The sequence below is a fragment of the Klebsiella sp. CN_Kp091 genome (assembly GCF_040065095.1).
GTDB classification, from domain to species: Bacteria; Pseudomonadota; Gammaproteobacteria; order Enterobacterales; family Enterobacteriaceae; genus Klebsiella; species Klebsiella aerogenes.
In genome coordinates, this window is record NZ_JBEAIO010000005.1 from 23,696 (window position 1) to 41,721 (window position 18,026).

The window sequence follows — 18,026 nt, forward strand, 5'->3', positions numbered from 1 at the left end:
TGATGTGGACGGTATTTGTCGCGACCTTTGTGATTTTTGCGCTGGTGATCCTTGGCATGTCCCTGGGCTACCTGGTGAAGCGTAAGAGTATTCAAGGCAGCTGCGGCGGGATCTCCTCGCTGGGGCTGGAGAAAGTCTGCGACTGTCCGGAACCGTGCGACGCGCGTAAGAAACGTCTCGCCCGCGAGGCGCAGCGCCAGCAGCAGCGCATTCTCTAATGCGCCGACGGCGCTACGCTTGCGTTTTCAGGCCGCTTTCGCGGCCTTTTTTATCTTACTGCCAGCTTTTCGCCTGCGCCGGAGAGTCCACCATCACGCCGTCGGCGCCCAGCTCTTTCGCCGTACGATAATCTTCCGCGCTATTGATACCGAAGAAAATGATGTGGGCCTTACCCTGCGAGCGGAAGCAATCCATCGCCTCTTTATCCCAGGTGAGCGTCGCCGGAGAAACGCCTTCACCGAGGGTAAACTTCTCGACTACCTCTACCTTGCGCTTTAGTTCCAGCCCGTACCACTTATCGCCATCGCGCTGGCTGTCTTGCTGGCACTGGTGGCTGAGCGAAACGTTTGCAAGCCTGGTTCGGGTTTCGCTGCGGCTAACAAAGCGTGGGATTGGTTGCGGCAGAGCGGCGATATAGCGGTCTTCGGTGGAATAAACCCGCACCCGCTCGAGGCTATGGGTATTTTTTAACACCTCCAGCAGGCGTTCGCCCATCACCGCCGGATCGGCATCCGGTGATTTTATATCGATGTAGAAGAAGGTCTGCGGCCACTGCTGCAGCACGCTTTGTAAGGTCGGGATCGTGGCCTGCTTGCCGCGCCACGGATGGCTGTCATCGCCCCATTTCCAGCCGGCATCGACTTTTGCCAGCTCGGCGGCGGTTAAGCTTGAGACCTTGCCCTCGGCGTTGGTCAGGGCGGAGAGATCGCTTGAGCGATAGAGCACCGGTACGCCGTCGCGGCTTAGCTGTACCGTAATCCAGATGGCCTGCGCGTGGTTTTCCAGCGCCAGCTTGATGGCCGGTAGGGTGTTTTCCGGCGCATCGCCGGTGCCGCCGCGGTGGGCAATCAGCTGCGGGTTGGCGAAAGCGCTGCCGGTTGCCAGCAGGCAGAGTACCGTGAGTATTTTCTTCATGATTGTATCTTCCTGATTCATTATTTAAATGCATGAAAATAAACGTGATTTATTTCACTTTTATGTTGTAACAGCTTTTTTGGCGGTTGAATTAAAAAAAGAATAAAATTCGCACGTAGTTTTGCTATGCTGTATGGGTATACAGTGTTGGGCAAGGCGATGCGTAAAATTATCCATGTCGATATGGACTGCTTCTTCGCAGCGGTGGAAATGCGTGACAACCCGGCGTTGCGCGATATCCCCATTGCAATCGGCGGCAGTCGGGTACAACGTGGCGTGATTAGTACCGCGAACTATCCTGCGCGTAAGTTTGGCGTGCGCAGCGCGATGCCGACGGCGACGGCGCTTAAACTGTGTCCGCACCTCACGCTGCTGCCGGGGCGCTTTGATGCCTACAAAGAAGCCTCGAACCATATCCGTGAAATTTTCTCCCGCTATACCTCGTTAATCGAGCCGCTGTCGCTGGATGAAGCCTACCTTGACGTGAGCGACAGCGTACACTGCCACGGCTCTGCCACGCTGATGGCCCAGGAGATCCGCCAGACCATCGAGCGTGAACTGAATCTCACCGCTTCGGCGGGGGTGGCACCGGTTAAATTTCTCGCCAAAATCGCTTCAGATATGAACAAGCCGAATGGTCAGTTCGTCATTGCCCCGCACCAGGTGGCGGAATTTGTGCGGTCTCTGCCGCTGGCGAAAATCCCAGGCGTCGGGAAGGTGTCGGCGGCGAAGCTGGAAAATATGGGGCTGCGTACCTGTGGCGACGTGCAGAACAGCGATCTGGCGATGCTGCTTAAACGCTTTGGTAAGTTTGGCCGTATCCTGTGGGAGCGCAGCCACGGCATTGACGAGCGCGAAATCCATAACGATCGTCAGCGTAAATCGGTCGGCGTCGAGCGCACTCTTGCGGAAGATATTCACGAGTGGTCAGACTGCGAAGCGATTATCGAAAATCTCTATCCCGAGCTCGAACGCCGTCTGGCGAAGGTAAAACCGGATCTACTGATCGCCCGCCAAGGTATCAAACTGAAGTTTAACGATTTTCAGCTCACCACTCAGGAGCACGTCTGGCCGCGGTTAAACAAAGAGGATTTAATCGCGACCGCGCGCAACGCCTGGCTTGAACGTCGGGGCAGCCGCGGCGTGCGGCTGGTGGGGTTACACGTGACGCTGCTCGACCCACAGCTCGAAAGACAACTGGTACTTGGACTATAACGATGTTAACGATCAGGTCGTATCTAGAAGATGATTTTCCGGCGCTGTGCGCCATTTTTTTGCGCGCGGTGAGAGAGACCGCCAGCCGGGATTATTCTCCCGCGCAAATTGCCGCCTGGGCGCAGGTTGATGAATCCCGCTGGCGGCAGAAACTTGCTCATTCGCAAGTGCTGGTGGCGGTTATTGATAATCAGCCGGTTGGATTTATCACTGCCGTTAATGATTATATCGACCTTTTATTCGTCTCGCCGGATTATACCCGCCGGGGAATAGGCCATGCGCTCATCGGGGCGGTCTGCGCCAGCCATCCGGGAAAGGTACTGTCGGTCGATGCGAGTATAACGGCACGATCCAGTTTTCTTCGTCAGGGATTCCGTGTCGTCGCTGAGCAGCGAGTAGAATCGCGTGGAGAGTGGTTCACCAACTATCGAATGGAAAAACGCGGTTCGGGTAAGGCTGAATAGATACTGTTATCGGTTTGCGATTTCTTTAGCTTGAGAAAAGCTTTTATCTTATAAAGCTGAGAGTCTGTTGCGGTCCAGTCGCCGCCAGGAATTTTCCCGGAGGCGGCGCGTTGCGCCTTATCCGGGCTACCAAACTGCACATTACTGTAGTCGGCGTAGGTCGGGTAAGGCGTTAGCCGCCACCCGACAATACAGGTCATAACCGGGCCGGAGAGACAACCGGCGGCATGGTGCCGCCGGTGTAGGGCTTACTTAGCCGGAATCGCTTTCAGCAGTTCGGTCAGCAGCGTCCAGTACTGGCCGACGCTCTCGATATGAACTTGCTCATCCGGGGAGTGCGGGCCGGTAATGGTTGGGCCGATGGAAACCATGTCCATGTCCGGATACGGTTTTTTGAACAGACCGCATTCCAGGCCAGCGTGGATAATCTGAATGTTCGGCGTCTTGTTGAACAGACGCTGATAGGTCTCGCGCACCAGGTGCATAACCGGGGAATTGGCATCCGGCTGCCAGCCTGGGTAAGCGCCTTTGGCTTCGGTTTTCGCCCCCGCCAGTTTGCCCAGCGAATCCAGCATGCTGACGACATAGTCTTTACCGCTGTCGATCAGCGAGCGAATCAGGCAGTGGATCTGTACGTTGTCGTCGGTCATGGTCACGACGCCGACGTTCAGCGAGGTTTCAACCACGCCTTTGGCGACGTCAGAGTTGCGGATCACGCCGTTCGGCGTCGCGTTCAGCAGGCGCACGAAACCGTCGCGGGAGGCCTGAGTCAACGCCGCTTTATCGTTAGCGACCGCTTCCAGCAGGACGACCAGATTCTTCTCTTTGGCCGCCAGTTCGTTTTTCAGGATCTCCTGGTAAGTATTCACCAGTGCTTTCAGCGCATCCGCTTTATCCGCGGCGACGGCGACGGTCGCGAAGGCTTCACGCGGGATGGCGTTACGCAGCGTACCGCCGTTGAAATCCACCAGACGCAGATCCAGTTCATCGGCGTGGCCCGCCAGGAAGCGCGCCAGCAGCTTGTTAGCGTTGCCCAGACCGACGTGGATTTCACCGCCGGAGTGGCCGCCTTTTAAGCCTTTCAGGGTCAGTTTAAAGCTCTGGAAACCGTCAGGAATCGCTTCGCGAGTCAGCGCCAGGTTAGAGGTGAAATCGATACCGCCGGCGCAACCCATGTAGATTTCGCCTTCTTCTTCCGAATCGGTATTGATCAGGATATCCGCCTGCAGCCAGTTGGCCTGCAGACCGAACGCGCCATCCATGCCGGCTTCTTCGGTCATGGTCAGCAGCACTTCCAGCGGGCCGTGGGCAACGCTATCGTCGGCCAGCACCGCCAGCGCGGAGGCCATACCGATGCCGTTATCCGCGCCCAGGGTGGTGCCGCGCGCTTTAACCCACTCGCCGTCGATGTACGGCTGAATCGGGTCTTTGGTGAAGTCGTGGACGGTATCGTTATTTTTCTGCGGCACCATATCGAGGTGCGCCTGCAGAACCACCGGCTTGCGGTTTTCCATACCGGCAGTCGCGCCTTTACGAATCAGAATGTTGCCAACCTGGTCGCGTTCCGCGTGTAAGCCTTTCTCTTTTGCCCAACCCATGATGTGCTCGGCGAGCTGTTCTTCGTGATAGGACGGGTGCGGGATGGAGCAAATTTTGGCAAAAATATCCCAAAGCGGTTGCGGGGATAATTGAGACAATTCAGACACGATGAGTCTCCTTACAGTCACCTGCAAAAGTCGTTTACAGGTCGAGGGTTAGCAATAAGATTCACTACAAGCTCGGGCTTGCGCGATGTGGTTGAGAATACCACTTTCCGCGCGCTCTGCTAGTGTAAAGCACGCAAAAAGCGTTGCTGGAGGCGCTTAATACTGGTTTTTAGTGCGTCAGGTCTCTATAATCTCGCGCAACCATTTTCCCCCTCGAACAATATTTAAGCCGTTATACACAGGCTGGGACAATTCACATGAGCGAAAAATACGTCGTCACCTGGGACATGTTGCAGATTCACGCCCGCAAACTGGCAAGCCGTCTGCTGCCGGTTGAACAATGGAAAGGCATCATTGCCGTTAGCCGTGGCGGTCTGGTACCGGGAGCTTTACTGGCGCGTGAACTGGGTATTCGTCATGTTGATACCGTATGTATCTCTAGCTACGATCACGACAACCAGCGCGAGCTGAAAGTACTGAAGCGCGCTGAAGGCGATGGCGAAGGTTTCATCGTTATTGATGACCTGGTCGATACCGGCGGCACCGCTGTCGCTATCCGCGAAATGTATCCTAAAGCGCACTTTGTCACCATTTTCGCCAAGCCGGCGGGCCGTCCGCTGGTTGATGATTATGTGGTTGATATCCCGCAGGATACCTGGATTGAACAGCCGTGGGATATGGGCGTCGTCTTCGTACCGCCAATCGCTGGCCGTTAATTCCCGCCAATAGTGAATAATTACCACGCCCGGTTATGCCGGGCGTGGTTTTTTTTACTCTGACGCGGGTTACAATAGCGCAAGCAGCAACATGATGGAGGCGGCACATGTCACAGGCTAACCTTAGCGAAACGTTGTTTAAACCCCGATTCAAATACCCGGAAACCTCAACGCTGGTCCGTCGGTTTTCATCCGGCCAGCATCAGGACATGCAGACCGCGTTGAGCGGTAATCACGTCGATCACTGGTATCGCTTAATCAATCGCCTGATGTGGATCTGGCGCGGCGTCTCGCCGCAAGAGATATGGGATGTCCAGGCGCGCATCGTGATGAGCGATGCCGAACGCTCCGACCCTGAACTCTACGATACGGTGATTGGCTATCGTGGCGGCAACTGGGTGTATGAGTGGACTAAACAAGCGATGATGTGGCAGCAAAAAGCGACTCAGGAAGCCGATCCTCTGCAGAGCGGTCGCCACTGGCTGCACGCCTCCAACCTCTATAGCATCGCCGCCTATCCCCATATTAAGGGCGATGGGCTAGCCGATCAGGCGCAGACGCTGGCCAATCGGGCCTATGAAGAGGCGGCGCAACGACTGCCGGGCGAGCTGCGTGAACTGGAGTTCGCTATCCCCGGCGGCGCGCCGGTGACGGGCTTCCTGCATATGCCGAAAGGCGAAGGCCCGTTCCCGACGGTGCTGATGTGCGGTGGTCTGGATTCGCTGCAAACCGATTATTACAGCCTGTATGAGAAGTATTTTGCCCCGCTGGGTATCGCCATGCTGACGCTGGACATGCCGTCCATCGGTTTCTCAACCAAGTGGACGCTGAGCCAGGACACCAGCATGCTGCATCAGTACGTGCTGCAGCATCTGCAGAATGTCCCCTGGGTTGACCATACCCGGGTGGCGGCATTTGGTTTCCGCTTCGGCGCCAATATTGCGGTTCGTCTGGGGTATCTGGAATCGCAGCGGCTGAAGGCGGTGGCCTGTCTGGGACCGGTGGTGCATAACCTGCTGGTGGATCCGCAGCTGATGGCGCGGGTGCCTGAGATGTTCCTCGATGTGCTGGCATCGCGTCTTGGCATGCACGATGCTTCCGACGAAGCGCTGCGCGTCGAGCTCAACCGTTATTCATTAAAAACTCAGGGCTTGCTGGGCCGCCGTTGCCCTACGCCGATGCTCTCCGGCTACTGGAAAGACGATCCCTTTAGCCCCGAAGAGGAGTCGCGGTTAATCACCTCGTCTTCGGCGGATGGCAAGCTGCTGGAGATACCGTTTAAGCCGGTTTACCGTAATTTCGATCACGCATTGCGTCAGATTGCCCGCTGGATCAACCATAGATTTGGTTAATATATTGCTAAATTTTATTGGTTTGGTAAAACAGTTGCATCACTAAAGGAGATCGCAATGACGTTACCGAGTGGACACCTGAAAAGTAAGCTGATTAAAAAATTCACGGCGCTAGGCCCCTATATCCGTGAAGGGCAGTGTGAAGAGAACCGCTTTTTTTTCGACTGCCTGGCAGTTTGCGTCAACGTTAAACCAGCGCCGGAGAAGCGGGAATTCTGGGGCTGGTGGATGGAAATGGAAGCACAGGAATCTCGTTTCACTTATAGCTACCAGTTCGGCCTGTTTGATAAAGAGGGTGACTGGCAAGCGGTCGACATCGACGATCCCGAGGTTCGTGAAAGACTCGAAAAAACGCTGCGTGAGTTCCACGAGCGCGCTGCGGCGCTGCTGGCAACGTTCAATCTGAAACTCGAACCGGCTGACGATTTCAGCGAACCGGTTCGCCTGCGCGCGTAATTTCTCCCCGGTGCCTGTTACCGCAGGCACCCCCCGAAAAAATCGATACCAATTGTAAATAACCGCCGCACCAATCCGCCTCTCGTTATACAAGGCGGCAATATAGTAGGTAGTTAAACGAAAATATTATTTACCCCTTCCTGGGGGGCTACTGCTGTGGTTTTACGTTCTGTTTACCATGTAATGATATTTGGGTGACATATTACAGCCTGAATCAATGCTTTAGATAAATATAACTATTTGTTTGTTAATGGTTAATTCGTGTTTGATTAATGCTGAGTGCTATTCGAATTATAATTCTACTTCTTTTTTATTATTTATCCGCTTACCGTTACTCCATGGTGGGAATCAGTACATCAAAAACGCTGTGTTAATAAAGAGCGATTGAAAATAACGCTGATGTATTCTGATGACTAATAATACCCGAGGCCTGAAACAATACGCCGGAGCCGCCGGCGGTTGGGGAGCCGTTAAAGCCTGTACCGCCCACGTTTTGGGGCAAAAAACGCCGCTGCGCGATACCATCGCACTATTTAAAATGAACCAGGTTAAAGGGTTTGACTGCCCTGGCTGCGCCTGGCCGGACCCGGAACACCGCTCGCCGATGGAGCTGTGCGAAAACGGCGTCAAGGCCGTGTCGTGGGAGACAACGGCAAAGAAAGCGACGCCTGAATTCTTTGCTCATCATACGCTTGCGGATCTGTGGCAGCGCAGTGATTATGAGCTAGAAAATTACGGTCGTCTCACTCATCCGATGAAGTACGACATCATCAGCGATACCTATCAACCGGTCGCCTGGGAACAGGCATTTGCCGAAATCGGCGAGATCATGCGTGGTTTTGCGCCGGACGAGATGGAGTTTTATACCTCAGGGCGCACCTCCAACGAAGCTGCGTTTCTCTATCAACTGTATGCCCGGGAATATGGCAGCAACAATTTCCCTGACTGCTCCAACATGTGCCATAGTCCCACCGGCACGGGGCTGGGCTCGTCTATTGGTATTGGTAAAGGAACCGTTGAACTTAGCGATTTTGAGGCGGCCGATCTGGTGATTTGCGTGGGTCATAACCCCGGAACGAACCATCCGCGAATGCTCTCTACGCTACGGGAAGTCGCGCAGCGCGGTGGTAAAATCATCTCGGTTAACCCGCTGCGCGAGCGTGGTCTGGAACGCTTTAGTTTTCCGCAGTCGCCGTCCGATATGTTGTTAGGTCAGCATACCGACCTTTCCAGCGACTATTTCCAGATCCGCGTCGGCGGCGATGCCTGGTTCTTCCGCGGAGCAATGAAAGCGCTGTTGGCCTTAGATGCGCAGCATCCGGTCATTCATCACGACTTTATTGCCGGGCACACTTCGGGCTATCCGGCGCTGTTGGCCGATCTTGAAGCGCTATCGTGGGACGATATCGAGCGTGGAGCAGGGGTTAAACGCGAAGTGGTCGAATACTTTGCCGGGATCTACAGCCGTCATCAGCGGGTGATCATTAGCTATGGTTTGGGTATCACTCAACATCGCAACGGCACGCAGAACGTACAACAACTGGTTAATCTACTGTTGATGCGCGGTAATATGGGGCGCAAAGGCGCGGGCATCTGTCCGTTGCGCGGTCACTCCAACGTGCAGGGCGACAGAAGCGTCGGCATTAACGAAGCCCCGAGTGAAGAGTTTAATCTGCGACTGGAGAGCTACTTTGGCATCAAGGCGCCGCGCCAGCATGGCCGTTCCTCGGTCGAAAGTATCAAAGCGATTGAAGATAAACGCGCGCGCGGCCTGATCTGCATGGGTGGTAATCTGGCGGTAGCGATGCCGGATCCGCTGCGTACATTCCCGGCCATGCGCCGCCTGGAACTGCAGGTCCATATCGCTACCAAGCTGAATCGCTCGCATCTGTTGGCGGGCAAAGATACCTTTTTATTCCCGGCGCTTGGCCGCAGCGAACGCGATCTGCAAATCTCGGGCGTACAGTCGATCACCGTCGAAGATTCAATGAGCATGGTACATGCCTCTACCGGTTCGCTGAAGCCTGCTTCTCCGCATTTGCTATCCGAACCGGCCATTGTCGCCGGACTGGCCCGCGCGACGCTGCCGGATAGCCCAGTCTCCTGGGAGCGGTTGACGGGTGATTACCGTCTGATCCGTGACGCGATTGAAGCGGTGATCCCGGAATTCCATCAGTTTAATGCGCGCATTGCCGCGCCGGGCGGCTTCCGCCTTGATAACCCGGCTTCGCGTGGCGAATATCGTACCGAATCGGGTAAAGCGACGTTCCATGTCTGCAATCTGACCGCCGTTGATGATGCGCTACCGGTGGATAGTCTGGTATTGACTACCATCCGCAGCCACGATCAATACAACACCACCATCTACGGCATGGATGACCGCTATCGCGGCGTAACCGGCCGCCGCGATATTATCTTCCTCAGTGAGGAAGAAGCGCGTAAGCGTCAGTTGAGGCAGGGGGATCGGGTCAATATCATGGCACTGGATGCGCGGGGCGAACCGGACGGTGAGAAAGCGCTGTTGAATCAGACGGTGTTTATCGTACCGATGGCGGCGGCCTCGGTTGCCGCTTATCTACCGGAGGCCAATATTCTGCTGTCGTTGGATGCGGTCGATAAAGAGAGCCTGACGCCGGCTTATAAGAGCGCACCGGTACTTATTCGCCGGGCCTGAGGAATAACGGAGCCAGGCTAAGGCTGGCTATCTCCGTTGCCGGTATTACGATTTCAACACTCGAAATGGCTGGCCGACCACTACCTGACCGGCGGCCAGATCTTTCGTCACCACGGTACCCGCGCCAATTTTAACATTATCACCCAACGTCACCGGGCCGATGACCACCACGTGGGCGCCGAATTCGACGTTATTGCCAATCACCGGGCTTGCCCCTTCGCGGCCTTCGCTATCCGTCAGGCTGCCGATGGTGGCTCCCTGACGCAGGATACAGTTTTCACCGATGACGGTGCCGCGGTTGAGGACGATGCAGTGCGGATGATACAGCTTCAGCCCGTAGCCGATCCGCGTCTGCCACGGTAGTTCGACGCAAAACAGACATTCGTTAATCAGTTTATTGAGAATAACGAATGGAATGCCGAGCAGCTTGTAAAACGGGTTGCGGCTGCGATACAGCGTCGCGAGGCGATAGAGCAGAATCGCGATTTTCGCCTTCATACTGCCGGTATGTTTGATCTCGCGGCGGACCTGACTGATGGCATTAGGCATGAATTCTCCGTTTACTTAAGGGAAAAGGTGGTCAGTTGATACCAGCCGTCGGCGGTTTTGCCTTGGTTGGCCAGCAGCAGCCGCGGCTTGCCCTGGGCATCGGTAATGGCGGTCTGCAATGCGTAATCGCCTGCGGGCAGCGAGGCGGGTAGCGTGAGAGTGACTGTGCTTTGCATATCCCCCGGCAGCCAGCGGCGCACATCATCCTGGGTTTTTAACTGGGTAACCGTGGCGCCGGCGGCGTTGACCACGCGCCATTGTACCGGGTAGAACAGGTAGGCCGGAGCGACGCCATCATTACGCCAGGTGACATTGATCGCTAACGGCTTACCAGCCTTAACCGGCGTCTCGAAGGCGAGTTTGTTAACCCGGAAACGGTAGCCGATTTGCAGTAAGGCTTTATCGACAATATCGCGGTATTCCGCCGGAATCGGTCTTGATTTCAGGTTCAGGCTGCTGGCGTGTTGCTGCAACGCCCAGTCGAAGGTAGCCTGCACCTCTTCACGCGTGTAGTGCTGCACGCTCTGCCATTCGCTCATATAGCCGCAGATCTCAAGGCTGACGGGCGCTCGTTTCCAGCTATCGACAAACCCCGGCGCGGCGGCCTGGGCGGCGGCCAGACGCTGCGGATAATCATCGCGCATATGGCTCCACTCGCTGGAGAAGTTATGCCAGTCGCCCCAGCAGTCCGCCCGCCAGCCCGCGCCGCGGCGGCTGGCCGAGGCTAGCGAATCGCCGCCGCTAATCAGCATGACTTTCGGCGTTTTCGGGAAGCTATCGAAATGCATATCAACATAGCGATTGAGCTGCTCCGGCGTGTACTTCTCCATTAACGGCGGAATGTCGCTAAAGTTGGAGTTGTGCCATTCGCCCCAGGATCCGACCATGCCGATATCGATAAAGGCCAGTTCCGGGTTGCCGTCATAGCGCTGACCGAGGGCATTCAGCAGTTTTTGCGCATAGGCGATAAACGTTGGATCGCTGAGATCCGGCACGAAGGTTTTGCCGTCGGCGACCCACTGTCCTTTGATCCCTTTAGCGATCAGCCAGTCGGGAATTTTTGATCCCGTTTGTGGCTCGTCGAGCGCCATTACCCGCAGGCCGACGTTCATGGCTGGCTGATGGCTGGCGGCGACGCTAAAAGCGTTATCGATCGGCGCGAAATTGTAGACCCCTTCCTGTGGTTCCAGCTCGCTCCAGTAGAAGCGATCGTACTCAAAACCGGTATCGGGATACTCGGCGCGGGTCGGTTTTTCACCATAGCCATCATGAAAGCTGGCGACGCCGATGCCCGGATTGGTGAGCAGACCGTCGAATGGGGGCGGGGTGATGACCGTGGTTTGCGCGCCAACGGATGCTGACGCCAGCGTGCTGGCCAGCAGCAGGGCGCGAAACAGGGGGGCTCTACGCAGAGATGATTTCGCCATACTCAATTCACTTTGTCATGTGGTCATGAAGATTAACAAACCACGTCCAGATACCGACGTGGAAATTTTTAAATACATCAATGCCTAATGCTGATTTCAGCATATAGAGCGCCAGCAGGATCGACAGCAGGGCGAATACCACGCCAAGCGTAATCAGCAGCGTCGCGAAGATGCGTCCGAACAGAGTGCTTTCGCGCGAAACTTTGCGCAGATCGCGACCAAAAAGAAACACCACAAAATAGCGACGATGCAGGAACGGAAAGCTGTGGCGAAAATCGATGCGATGGCGCGACGCCAGGTTGGCGCGTACCAGCGCCTGCTCGATTCCCCGTTTCTGCTCCGCGGTTAATGAGGTTTCCACCTCCTGGTCAAGCGCGGCATAAAAGCGCTCGACTACCAGTTCAGCTGTAGATTTCGGCACGAGTAACCTGCTTACGTTAAGCGCTGATAGACTTGCGCGGTTTGCGCGGCAATTTCCGGCCAGCGGTACTTCGGCATAAACTCACTGTAATCCGCTTTTTCACCTGCGACCCATTGCTGCAGTTTCTGCGTCAGGGCCGGAACGTTGCCGACCGGGAAGTAGTCTGCTGGCGGTAGGCCAATTTCAAGGTTGGCCGGAATGTCGCTGACTACCACCGGCAGCGACCACGACATGGCTTCCAGCAGCGCGATCGGCAATCCCTCATGATAAGAGGGCAGCACGAATAGCCCGGCCTGCGAGAACAGCGTATGCAGCGGCGCGCCGCTGATAAAGCCGGTAAGGATAACGTTTGGCGTGGCGGTCGCCTGTTGCTTCAGACGCTCGCTATATTCATCGGCGTGGTCGGCATCGCCAATGAGCACCAGCGGTACCGAACATCCGGCGGCGGCATAGGCGGCAACGAGATCGTGCAGTCCTTTCTCTTCGACAAAACGGGCCACGGCAACGATATACTGGCCCGGTTTTAGACCGTATTTATCGAGGATCTCCGCCTGCCGATCCGCAGGAGGCAGGTCGACCTGGCGCACGCCGTTGTAGATAACATGGGCGTTATGGCGGCCATGCTTGTGCTTAATCAGATTATTGATGACCTCGGAAATGACGATCACTTCATTGGCGTATTTCACCGCCCATTTTTCGCCAAGGCGCAGCATCTCTTTGGCCATCCGGCCCCATTTCTGCCGATCGTAATCCGGGCCATGATGGGTAAAGACGACGCGTTTTCCCAGCAGACGCAGCAACGGCACCACCAGGCCGGGGCCGACGGCGTGAACGTGAACCACGTTGGAGCCGTCGAATAAGGTACTGAATGCCGCCAGCGTCGAGTGAATAATAGCCTCGAATTTACGGCTTTTCGGCGCCCACAGGCTCTTGAGTTTAACGCCCTGATATTCGCTGCGTCGGTAGTTCACATAGGGTGAGCGGGCGATCACGCAAACTTCCGCGCTGCCCTGGCGATAGATTTCCGGGTATAAATTCTGGCAGTGCGTTTCCACGCCGCCCTGCACATCGGGGATCCCGCGAGTGCCTAATACCGTGACGTTGATGGTCATTTTTTCTCCCCGACAAGTTGCTGATAAAGCGCCTGCAGCACCTGCATGTGGCGGGCGAGATCGTATTTTTCTTCCAGCCGCCGGCGGGCGTTAATTCCCATACTGCGGGCCAGTTCAGGGTCCGCAGCCAGTTTGTCCATCAGTTGCGCCAGCGCATCGCTATTGCCGGGCTCAACCAGATAGCCGTCGACGCCGTCACGGATCTGTTCCGGGATACCGCCAATATTGCCGCCGATCACCGGGCGGCCAAAAGCCATGGCTTCGAGCACCGACATGGAGCAGTTTTCATAATATTCAGAGGGGACGACTACCGCGCGGGCCCCGCGAATAAGGTTATTCAGCTCCTCGCCGTGTTTCATATAGCCGAGGAACTGCGGGCCGTTGAAGCGCGCGCGCAGGTCTGCGCCCAATGGGCCATCGCCGACAATCTTAAGCGGCATCGCCTCCCGCATTTTTTGCTGCGCCTGCGCCAGCGTCGGCACGCCTTTTTCCCGACTCAGGCGGCCAATATAGAGAAAATAGTCGCCTGCGGTTTCGCCGGGCACGGTGCTATTGGCATCAATACCGTTGACGATCACTTCAATGCGGGCGTCGGGCAGCTTACGCAGCAGGGTCTGGCGCATAAACTCGCTCGGGGCGATGATACAGTCGAGCATGGCGTAATTTTGGGCGAATTTCTGCCAGTAGGCTTCCAACGATAGCAGCAGGCTTTTGAAAGTATCGCCCTGCTGGCAGCGGTGACGAAAAGCGTTGATCACCGACCCGGTGAGACACTCTTCGCAGACATGACCATCGCGCAGCATGGTGTAGGAAGGGCAGACGATTTTGTAATCGTGGGCGGTGAGTACCGTTTTGCAGCCAAAGCGTTTCGCCACGCCGATAACGGCAGGCGTAAGTTGATGATAGATATTATGAAAATGAACAATATCCGGCCGCTCGCGCAACAAAAGCGTATTGAGCTTCGCGCAGGCCTCGGCATTATAAATAAAGTCCACCCCGGCTTTGATTTTGCTCATCAGGCCGTGACTGTCGTGATAATCGACGTTATGGACGAAAAATTCCTCCCACGGCGACGGTTTATTTTCCGCGTGCTGCATGCTGAAGTCGACCACCTGGTAGCCGGCTTGCAGCATCGCGTCGCGCTCCTGAAAATAAACGGTTTCCGCGCCGCCTTTGATAAAGAAGAATTTGTTAACGAAGAGAATTTTCATTTTCAGTATCAATATGCTGTGGATTCGAGACGGTCACCGCCGGGCGTTTCATCGGATCGCGCACTGAATTAATCACCCCGCGCAGCAGCCCCGCTGAAAATAGCGATAAGTTAATCGCGCTCTGCACGCCATCGCGCAGCGATTTATTTTTAATGGCCTTCAGAGCGATAAACGCCAGCAGCGGCAGCAGGGCGATGGCGATAACCTTGCCATTGAAGGTCAGTAGACAAATCAGTAAAACCAGCAGATAGAGGGTGAAGATCAGCTCATTACGTACAATCCGCAGCGCCGCCGGGAAATGGGCTTTACCCCAGCAGTTACGGAGCAACTCGCCCGGCGCCCACAGAAAGCCGTTCTTCCAACGGTAGGCCAGCATTTTAAAGGTTGGCATGGTGTAAGAGGCGTGGCTAAAGTAGGGCGCCGCCAGGCGATGCAGCTTGTAACCTGCTGCCTGTAAACGAATACCCAGCTCCGCTTCTTCGTAGCCGTGCAGGTTGAGGTTGGTCAGATAGCCGATTTTCTCGATCGCTTCACGGCGATACAGGCCGCCGCCGCCCAGATGATCGGTGTCGCCCTGCGGATAGATCAGGTGCAGGCGCTGCTTGCGCGATTTGAACTCATAGTTAGAGGCATTATCCATCTCGACGCTGCCGGCGACTCCCGCGTACTCCGGATGTGTCTCGAGGAATTCGACCGCGGTATCCAGAAAGCCCGGCTCCAGCTCCATATCGCCATCCAGCAGCAGCAAATAATCGCCTTCGCTATACAGCCAGCCCAGCTGGTGGCCGATACCGCAGCAGCGGTCGGCGGCGTTATCCAGACACACCACCATCGCGCCTTTCGCGATAGCCAGTTCGCGGGTGTTATCCGTTGATAAGCTGTCGGCGACGATGATTTGATGCGGGTACGGTTGCAGCTGTTTGCGCACGCTATCGATGGTTTTTTCGATGCCCTGCGCTTCATTCAGAGTCTTGATGCTGACGGTAATTGATGGCGTTTTATTCATAGTGGGTACCGGAGTTAAGACGGACAGCGCGGTGGATGACAATCAGCGCCCCAAGGGATAACCATAATAAAAACTGTAGCATGGGAATGATCATCAGGATCTGGCTGTAGGGCAGGCTGAGTAGACAGCCAATGACAAAAACGTAGAACGCCGGCGCCGAGCTAAGGAGTTGCAGATCCTCAAGCTTGAGATCGTGGCGCGAAAAGGTCTCTTTCGGCCGCATGGCGACCAGTATTGAGGCGATGGTGCCAATGAACAGAATGATGCCGATAATCCCCACTTCCCAAAGCAGCATGCTTAAGGCGGTGGAATCGAGGATCAGGTGATACCAGGCGCCGATATATCCCGGCGAGACGGTACTGCCGCTGTTGGTGGCGTTAAGACCGTAACCAAACAGCATGCCGCCCGGGCCGAACAGTTCGTTATGCTGCAGCCAGAAGAAGAGGGTGGTAAAACGCCCCAGTTCGCCGCTTGGCATAATGTAGTTAGTATCAAAAATATAGCCCAGTGAATCGATAAATACCGATAGCGCGCTTTTGGTCGGGTCGCCGCCGAAGGCCGAGGAATAGTTGGAGGCCAACACGGTAATAGCGACAAAAATTAATAGCGCCATGCCGGCGGCGATGATCAGCAGCGATCGCAGGCTAACTTTACTCACGCCGCTTACGTAGCCGGGCAGGATCCATAGCAGGGCCAGCAGAAACGGCGATAGCAGAATGACGAATTTTACTTCCCCCACTACGCAGAGGAAGAAACCCAGCGCGATGTGGATCACCAGCGATTTAAATGTGCAGATGCCGTGCTTAAACTCCGACACTTTCATGAGCATGATCAGCAGACAGAACATCCCCATCGCCGCGGTGTTGCCGCCGCCCATCGGGTCGCCGCCGAAAGTGCCGACCACCGAGTCCCACTTCTCATCTTCGCCGCGAAACGCCACCCGTTTAGGCACCACGAAAATCACCTGATAGATAGCGACCGGGATCTGCACATAGTAGATCCAGTAGAAAAGCCGCGTCAGACGGTACAGCTGTGATTCACTAAACATGCCCAACAGCATGCAGAACATCAGCAGCGAGAGCGCCAGCTCGTTTTTAAAGCCGACGATGGCGGTGACGATCCCCGACTGCAGTACCGTTGAGACCAGCCCGAGTACGATAAAAGTCAGATACAGCGCCAGTATCAGCTTTTCCCGCCCGGTGAGCGCCAGCGGCTGCGGGCGGCTCTGCATCAGGAGCAGCACCGCCATCACCAGCACCAGAAAAAATGGCAGCCACAGCACGGCCGCGATACCGGTGAAATACTGGACCGTACCGCAGAACACCAGCGTCATCAGGGCATAGGCTTCGAGATAGCGGCCGGTGTTTAGCTGCATATTTTCTGCTCCTGCAGCGAAAGCGTTTTCGCCCGCTGATTCATTTTGAGCAAAATGAACAAGTAACGCGCGAAGGTCAGGAACGAGAAGGCCAGCAGGGCGATTTCATAACTGACGCCAAAGTACGGCAAGGCGATGAAGGCGATGACGATAATCAGCAACTGCTCAATCTGAATACGCAAAAAGTAGCGCCGGGAGCCGAAGATCAGTTCGATCACAGTCAGCGGGCTGACCGCCAGCGCGGCGAACAGATAAGGCAGCATGTAGCGCGAGGTGGGGATCGAATTCAGCCACTCCTCGCTAAAGCCAAGGCGCATCACCAGCGGATAGAAAATCCAGATACCAAGGATGCATACCGCGGCGGCGCCCAGCAGCAGCAGGCGAACCTTTTTATATTCCGGATAGTTAAAGGTGTGGTTGCGAAAATCCATCGACCATTTAGAAAAGATGGAGTTGCGCACGGCGTTACCGATAATCATCACCGGCGACAGGCAGAAACGGCTGACTACCGAAAAGTAGCCGGCGACCAGCGGCGAGAACCAGATGTTAATCAGCATGGTCGGCAGGTTATTACTGGCCATCGCCAGCACCTCGGCGCTGCCGACGCGGCTAATATGCTGCCAGTGCTCGCGTAAAAAACGCAGATTCGTGGCAATCGAAAAGTGGCGCAGCGTTAAGCTTTTGAAGTTAAACAGGCGAATCAGGCAGGCGATCAATAGCAGCAGGATCCCGACCATCCACGCCAGATAAAACAGCGTTGGGTTGGGCATCACCAGCAGCGCAATGGCCACCACCAGCGACACCGCAATGCGCTGGAAAGTCAGGAAAGGATAGTTGCCGCCGCGCAGGGAAAGGTTTTCCGCCACCAGCACCAGCGCATAGCCAAAGGTCAGCAAATAGAGAAACGCAATGTTAAGTTCGAAGATAAGCCCGGTAATGACCGCCCAGGGGAGGGCCATCACCAGGCTCTGCAGCAGGCAGAACACCACGTTCTGCCCAAGCTCGTGATCCTCCTGACGGGGGATTAGCAACTGCGAGGCAAAGGTACAAACCTGCGCGCCGATCAGCACATTGCTGTAGATCATCGCATAATGGCCGACCTCCGCCATCCCGTAGCGATGAGAGATAAGCCAGACCGAAAAGGCGCCGATCAGCTGTGAAAGCACCGATGAACTGGCGATGGATGAAATACTCTTAATCAGATTCAT

Annotated in this window: 17 protein-coding genes; 7 read left to right on the top strand and 10 right to left on the bottom strand. The window is 55.6% G+C overall.

Annotated elements, in window-relative coordinates; translation table 11 throughout:
* The first annotated feature begins 2 nt into the window (after nucleotides 1-2).
* Complete coding sequence (nqrM, locus tag ABLV17_RS04665; protein WP_015368113.1) at nucleotides 3-218, top strand: (Na+)-NQR maturation NqrM; 216 nt, start codon at nucleotides 3-5, stop codon at nucleotides 216-218.
* A gap of 55 nt (nucleotides 219-273) precedes the next feature.
* On the opposite strand, the gene ABLV17_RS04670 is transcribed toward nqrM, so the two are convergent.
* Nucleotides 274-1,134: a glycerophosphodiester phosphodiesterase family protein gene (locus ABLV17_RS04670; protein ID WP_308958711.1), complete on the bottom strand. Its 861-nt coding sequence runs from the start codon at nucleotides 1,132-1,134 to the stop codon at nucleotides 274-276.
* Between the two features lie 159 nt (nucleotides 1,135-1,293).
* On the opposite strand from ABLV17_RS04670, the gene dinB reads away from it, so the two are divergent.
* Entirely contained in the window at nucleotides 1,294-2,349 is a 1,056-nt protein-coding gene (gene dinB / locus ABLV17_RS04675) for a DNA polymerase IV (protein ID WP_015704475.1), read from the top strand.
* 2 nt (nucleotides 2,350-2,351) lie between these two features.
* Entirely contained in the window at nucleotides 2,352-2,813 is a 462-nt protein-coding gene (locus ABLV17_RS04680) for a GNAT family N-acetyltransferase (protein ID WP_308958710.1), read from the top strand.
* A gap of 248 nt (nucleotides 2,814-3,061) precedes the next feature.
* Here ABLV17_RS04680 and pepD read toward each other — a convergent pair whose 3' ends face one another.
* Nucleotides 3,062-4,519 (bottom strand): cytosol nonspecific dipeptidase, encoded by a 1,458-nt coding sequence (pepD, locus tag ABLV17_RS04685; protein ID WP_213317727.1) that lies wholly within the window; start codon nucleotides 4,517-4,519, stop codon nucleotides 3,062-3,064.
* Nucleotides 4,520-4,776: 257 nt separating this feature from the next.
* On the opposite strand from pepD, the gene gpt reads away from it, so the two are divergent.
* From gpt to ABLV17_RS04705, 4 genes are all read left to right on the top strand, one after another.
* Complete coding sequence (gene gpt / locus ABLV17_RS04690) at nucleotides 4,777-5,235, top strand: xanthine phosphoribosyltransferase (protein ID WP_002889733.1); 459 nt, start codon at nucleotides 4,777-4,779, stop codon at nucleotides 5,233-5,235.
* A 107-nt stretch (nucleotides 5,236-5,342) separates the two neighbouring features.
* Nucleotides 5,343-6,587 carry an esterase FrsA gene (gene frsA, locus ABLV17_RS04695; RefSeq protein WP_113374930.1) on the top strand — a complete coding sequence of 415 codons (1,245 nt, stop codon included), beginning with the start codon at nucleotides 5,343-5,345 and terminating at the stop codon, nucleotides 6,585-6,587.
* A gap of 57 nt (nucleotides 6,588-6,644) precedes the next feature.
* A complete protein-coding gene (crl, locus tag ABLV17_RS04700; protein WP_015368042.1) occupies nucleotides 6,645-7,043 on the top strand; it encodes a sigma factor-binding protein Crl in 399 nt (132 codons plus the stop codon).
* A gap of 409 nt (nucleotides 7,044-7,452) precedes the next feature.
* Nucleotides 7,453-9,717, top strand: a complete 2,265-nt coding sequence (locus tag ABLV17_RS04705) for an FdhF/YdeP family oxidoreductase (RefSeq protein WP_308958968.1) — start codon at nucleotides 7,453-7,455, stop codon at nucleotides 9,715-9,717.
* Nucleotides 9,718-9,762: 45 nt separating this feature from the next.
* On the opposite strand, the gene ABLV17_RS04710 is transcribed toward ABLV17_RS04705, so the two are convergent.
* The 8 genes from ABLV17_RS04710 to ABLV17_RS04745 are packed head-to-tail and all read right to left on the bottom strand — an operon-like array spanning nucleotide 9,763 to nucleotide 18,026.
* On the bottom strand, nucleotides 9,763-10,266 hold the full coding sequence (locus tag ABLV17_RS04710) for a serine acetyltransferase (RefSeq protein WP_087859111.1): 504 nt from the start codon (nucleotides 10,264-10,266) through the stop codon (nucleotides 9,763-9,765).
* 11 nt (nucleotides 10,267-10,277) lie between these two features.
* Nucleotides 10,278-11,693 (bottom strand): DUF4832 domain-containing protein, encoded by a 1,416-nt coding sequence (locus tag ABLV17_RS04715; RefSeq protein WP_308958967.1) that lies wholly within the window; start codon nucleotides 11,691-11,693, stop codon nucleotides 10,278-10,280.
* Between the two features lie 7 nt (nucleotides 11,694-11,700).
* Nucleotides 11,701-12,114 carry a hypothetical protein gene (locus ABLV17_RS04720; protein WP_015704480.1) on the bottom strand — a complete coding sequence of 138 codons (414 nt, stop codon included), beginning with the start codon at nucleotides 12,112-12,114 and terminating at the stop codon, nucleotides 11,701-11,703.
* Nucleotides 12,115-12,125: 11 nt separating this feature from the next.
* Nucleotides 12,126-13,226 carry a glycosyltransferase family 4 protein gene (locus tag ABLV17_RS04725; RefSeq protein WP_113374934.1) on the bottom strand — a complete coding sequence of 367 codons (1,101 nt, stop codon included), beginning with the start codon at nucleotides 13,224-13,226 and terminating at the stop codon, nucleotides 12,126-12,128.
* Nucleotides 13,223-14,437 (bottom strand): glycosyltransferase family 4 protein, encoded by a 1,215-nt coding sequence (locus tag ABLV17_RS04730; protein WP_271031971.1) that lies wholly within the window; start codon nucleotides 14,435-14,437, stop codon nucleotides 13,223-13,225. The genes ABLV17_RS04725 and ABLV17_RS04730 overlap by 4 nt, the downstream gene beginning before the upstream one ends.
* A complete protein-coding gene (locus ABLV17_RS04735; protein WP_213794298.1) occupies nucleotides 14,418-15,443 on the bottom strand; it encodes a glycosyltransferase in 1,026 nt (341 codons plus the stop codon). Before ABLV17_RS04735 ends, ABLV17_RS04730 begins: the two co-directional genes overlap by 20 nt.
* Nucleotides 15,436-16,818 carry a capsular biosynthesis protein gene (locus tag ABLV17_RS04740; protein ID WP_113374936.1) on the bottom strand — a complete coding sequence of 461 codons (1,383 nt, stop codon included), beginning with the start codon at nucleotides 16,816-16,818 and terminating at the stop codon, nucleotides 15,436-15,438. Before ABLV17_RS04740 ends, ABLV17_RS04735 begins: the two co-directional genes overlap by 8 nt.
* Nucleotides 16,809-18,026, bottom strand: a complete 1,218-nt coding sequence (locus ABLV17_RS04745) for a capsular biosynthesis protein (protein ID WP_045391116.1) — start codon at nucleotides 18,024-18,026, stop codon at nucleotides 16,809-16,811. The genes ABLV17_RS04740 and ABLV17_RS04745 overlap by 10 nt, the downstream gene beginning before the upstream one ends.

Coding starts and splice junctions, on each gene's coding strand:
- ABLV17_RS04705 (WP_308958968.1), top strand. CDS start 7,453: ATGACTAATAATACCCGAGGCCTGAAACAATACGCCGGAGCCGCCGGC.
- nqrM (WP_015368113.1), top strand. CDS start 3: ATGTGGACGGTATTTGTCGCGACCTTTGTGATTTTTGCGCTGGTGATC.
- ABLV17_RS04735 (WP_213794298.1), bottom strand. CDS start 15,443: ATGAATAAAACGCCATCAATTACCGTCAGCATCAAGACTCTGAATGAA.
- gpt (WP_002889733.1), top strand. CDS start 4,777: ATGAGCGAAAAATACGTCGTCACCTGGGACATGTTGCAGATTCACGCC.
- crl (WP_015368042.1), top strand. CDS start 6,645: ATGACGTTACCGAGTGGACACCTGAAAAGTAAGCTGATTAAAAAATTC.
- ABLV17_RS04725 (WP_113374934.1), bottom strand. CDS start 13,226: ATGACCATCAACGTCACGGTATTAGGCACTCGCGGGATCCCCGATGTG.
- ABLV17_RS04680 (WP_308958710.1), top strand. CDS start 2,352: ATGTTAACGATCAGGTCGTATCTAGAAGATGATTTTCCGGCGCTGTGC.
- ABLV17_RS04745 (WP_045391116.1), bottom strand. CDS start 18,026: ATGAATCTGATTAAGAGTATTTCATCCATCGCCAGTTCATCGGTGCTT.
- dinB (WP_015704475.1), top strand. CDS start 1,294: ATGCGTAAAATTATCCATGTCGATATGGACTGCTTCTTCGCAGCGGTG.
- ABLV17_RS04740 (WP_113374936.1), bottom strand. CDS start 16,818: ATGCAGCTAAACACCGGCCGCTATCTCGAAGCCTATGCCCTGATGACG.
- ABLV17_RS04670 (WP_308958711.1), bottom strand. CDS start 1,134: ATGAAGAAAATACTCACGGTACTCTGCCTGCTGGCAACCGGCAGCGCT.
- ABLV17_RS04715 (WP_308958967.1), bottom strand. CDS start 11,693: ATGGCGAAATCATCTCTGCGTAGAGCCCCCCTGTTTCGCGCCCTGCTG.
- ABLV17_RS04710 (WP_087859111.1), bottom strand. CDS start 10,266: ATGCCTAATGCCATCAGTCAGGTCCGCCGCGAGATCAAACATACCGGC.
- ABLV17_RS04730 (WP_271031971.1), bottom strand. CDS start 14,437: ATGAAAATTCTCTTCGTTAACAAATTCTTCTTTATCAAAGGCGGCGCG.
- frsA (WP_113374930.1), top strand. CDS start 5,343: ATGTCACAGGCTAACCTTAGCGAAACGTTGTTTAAACCCCGATTCAAA.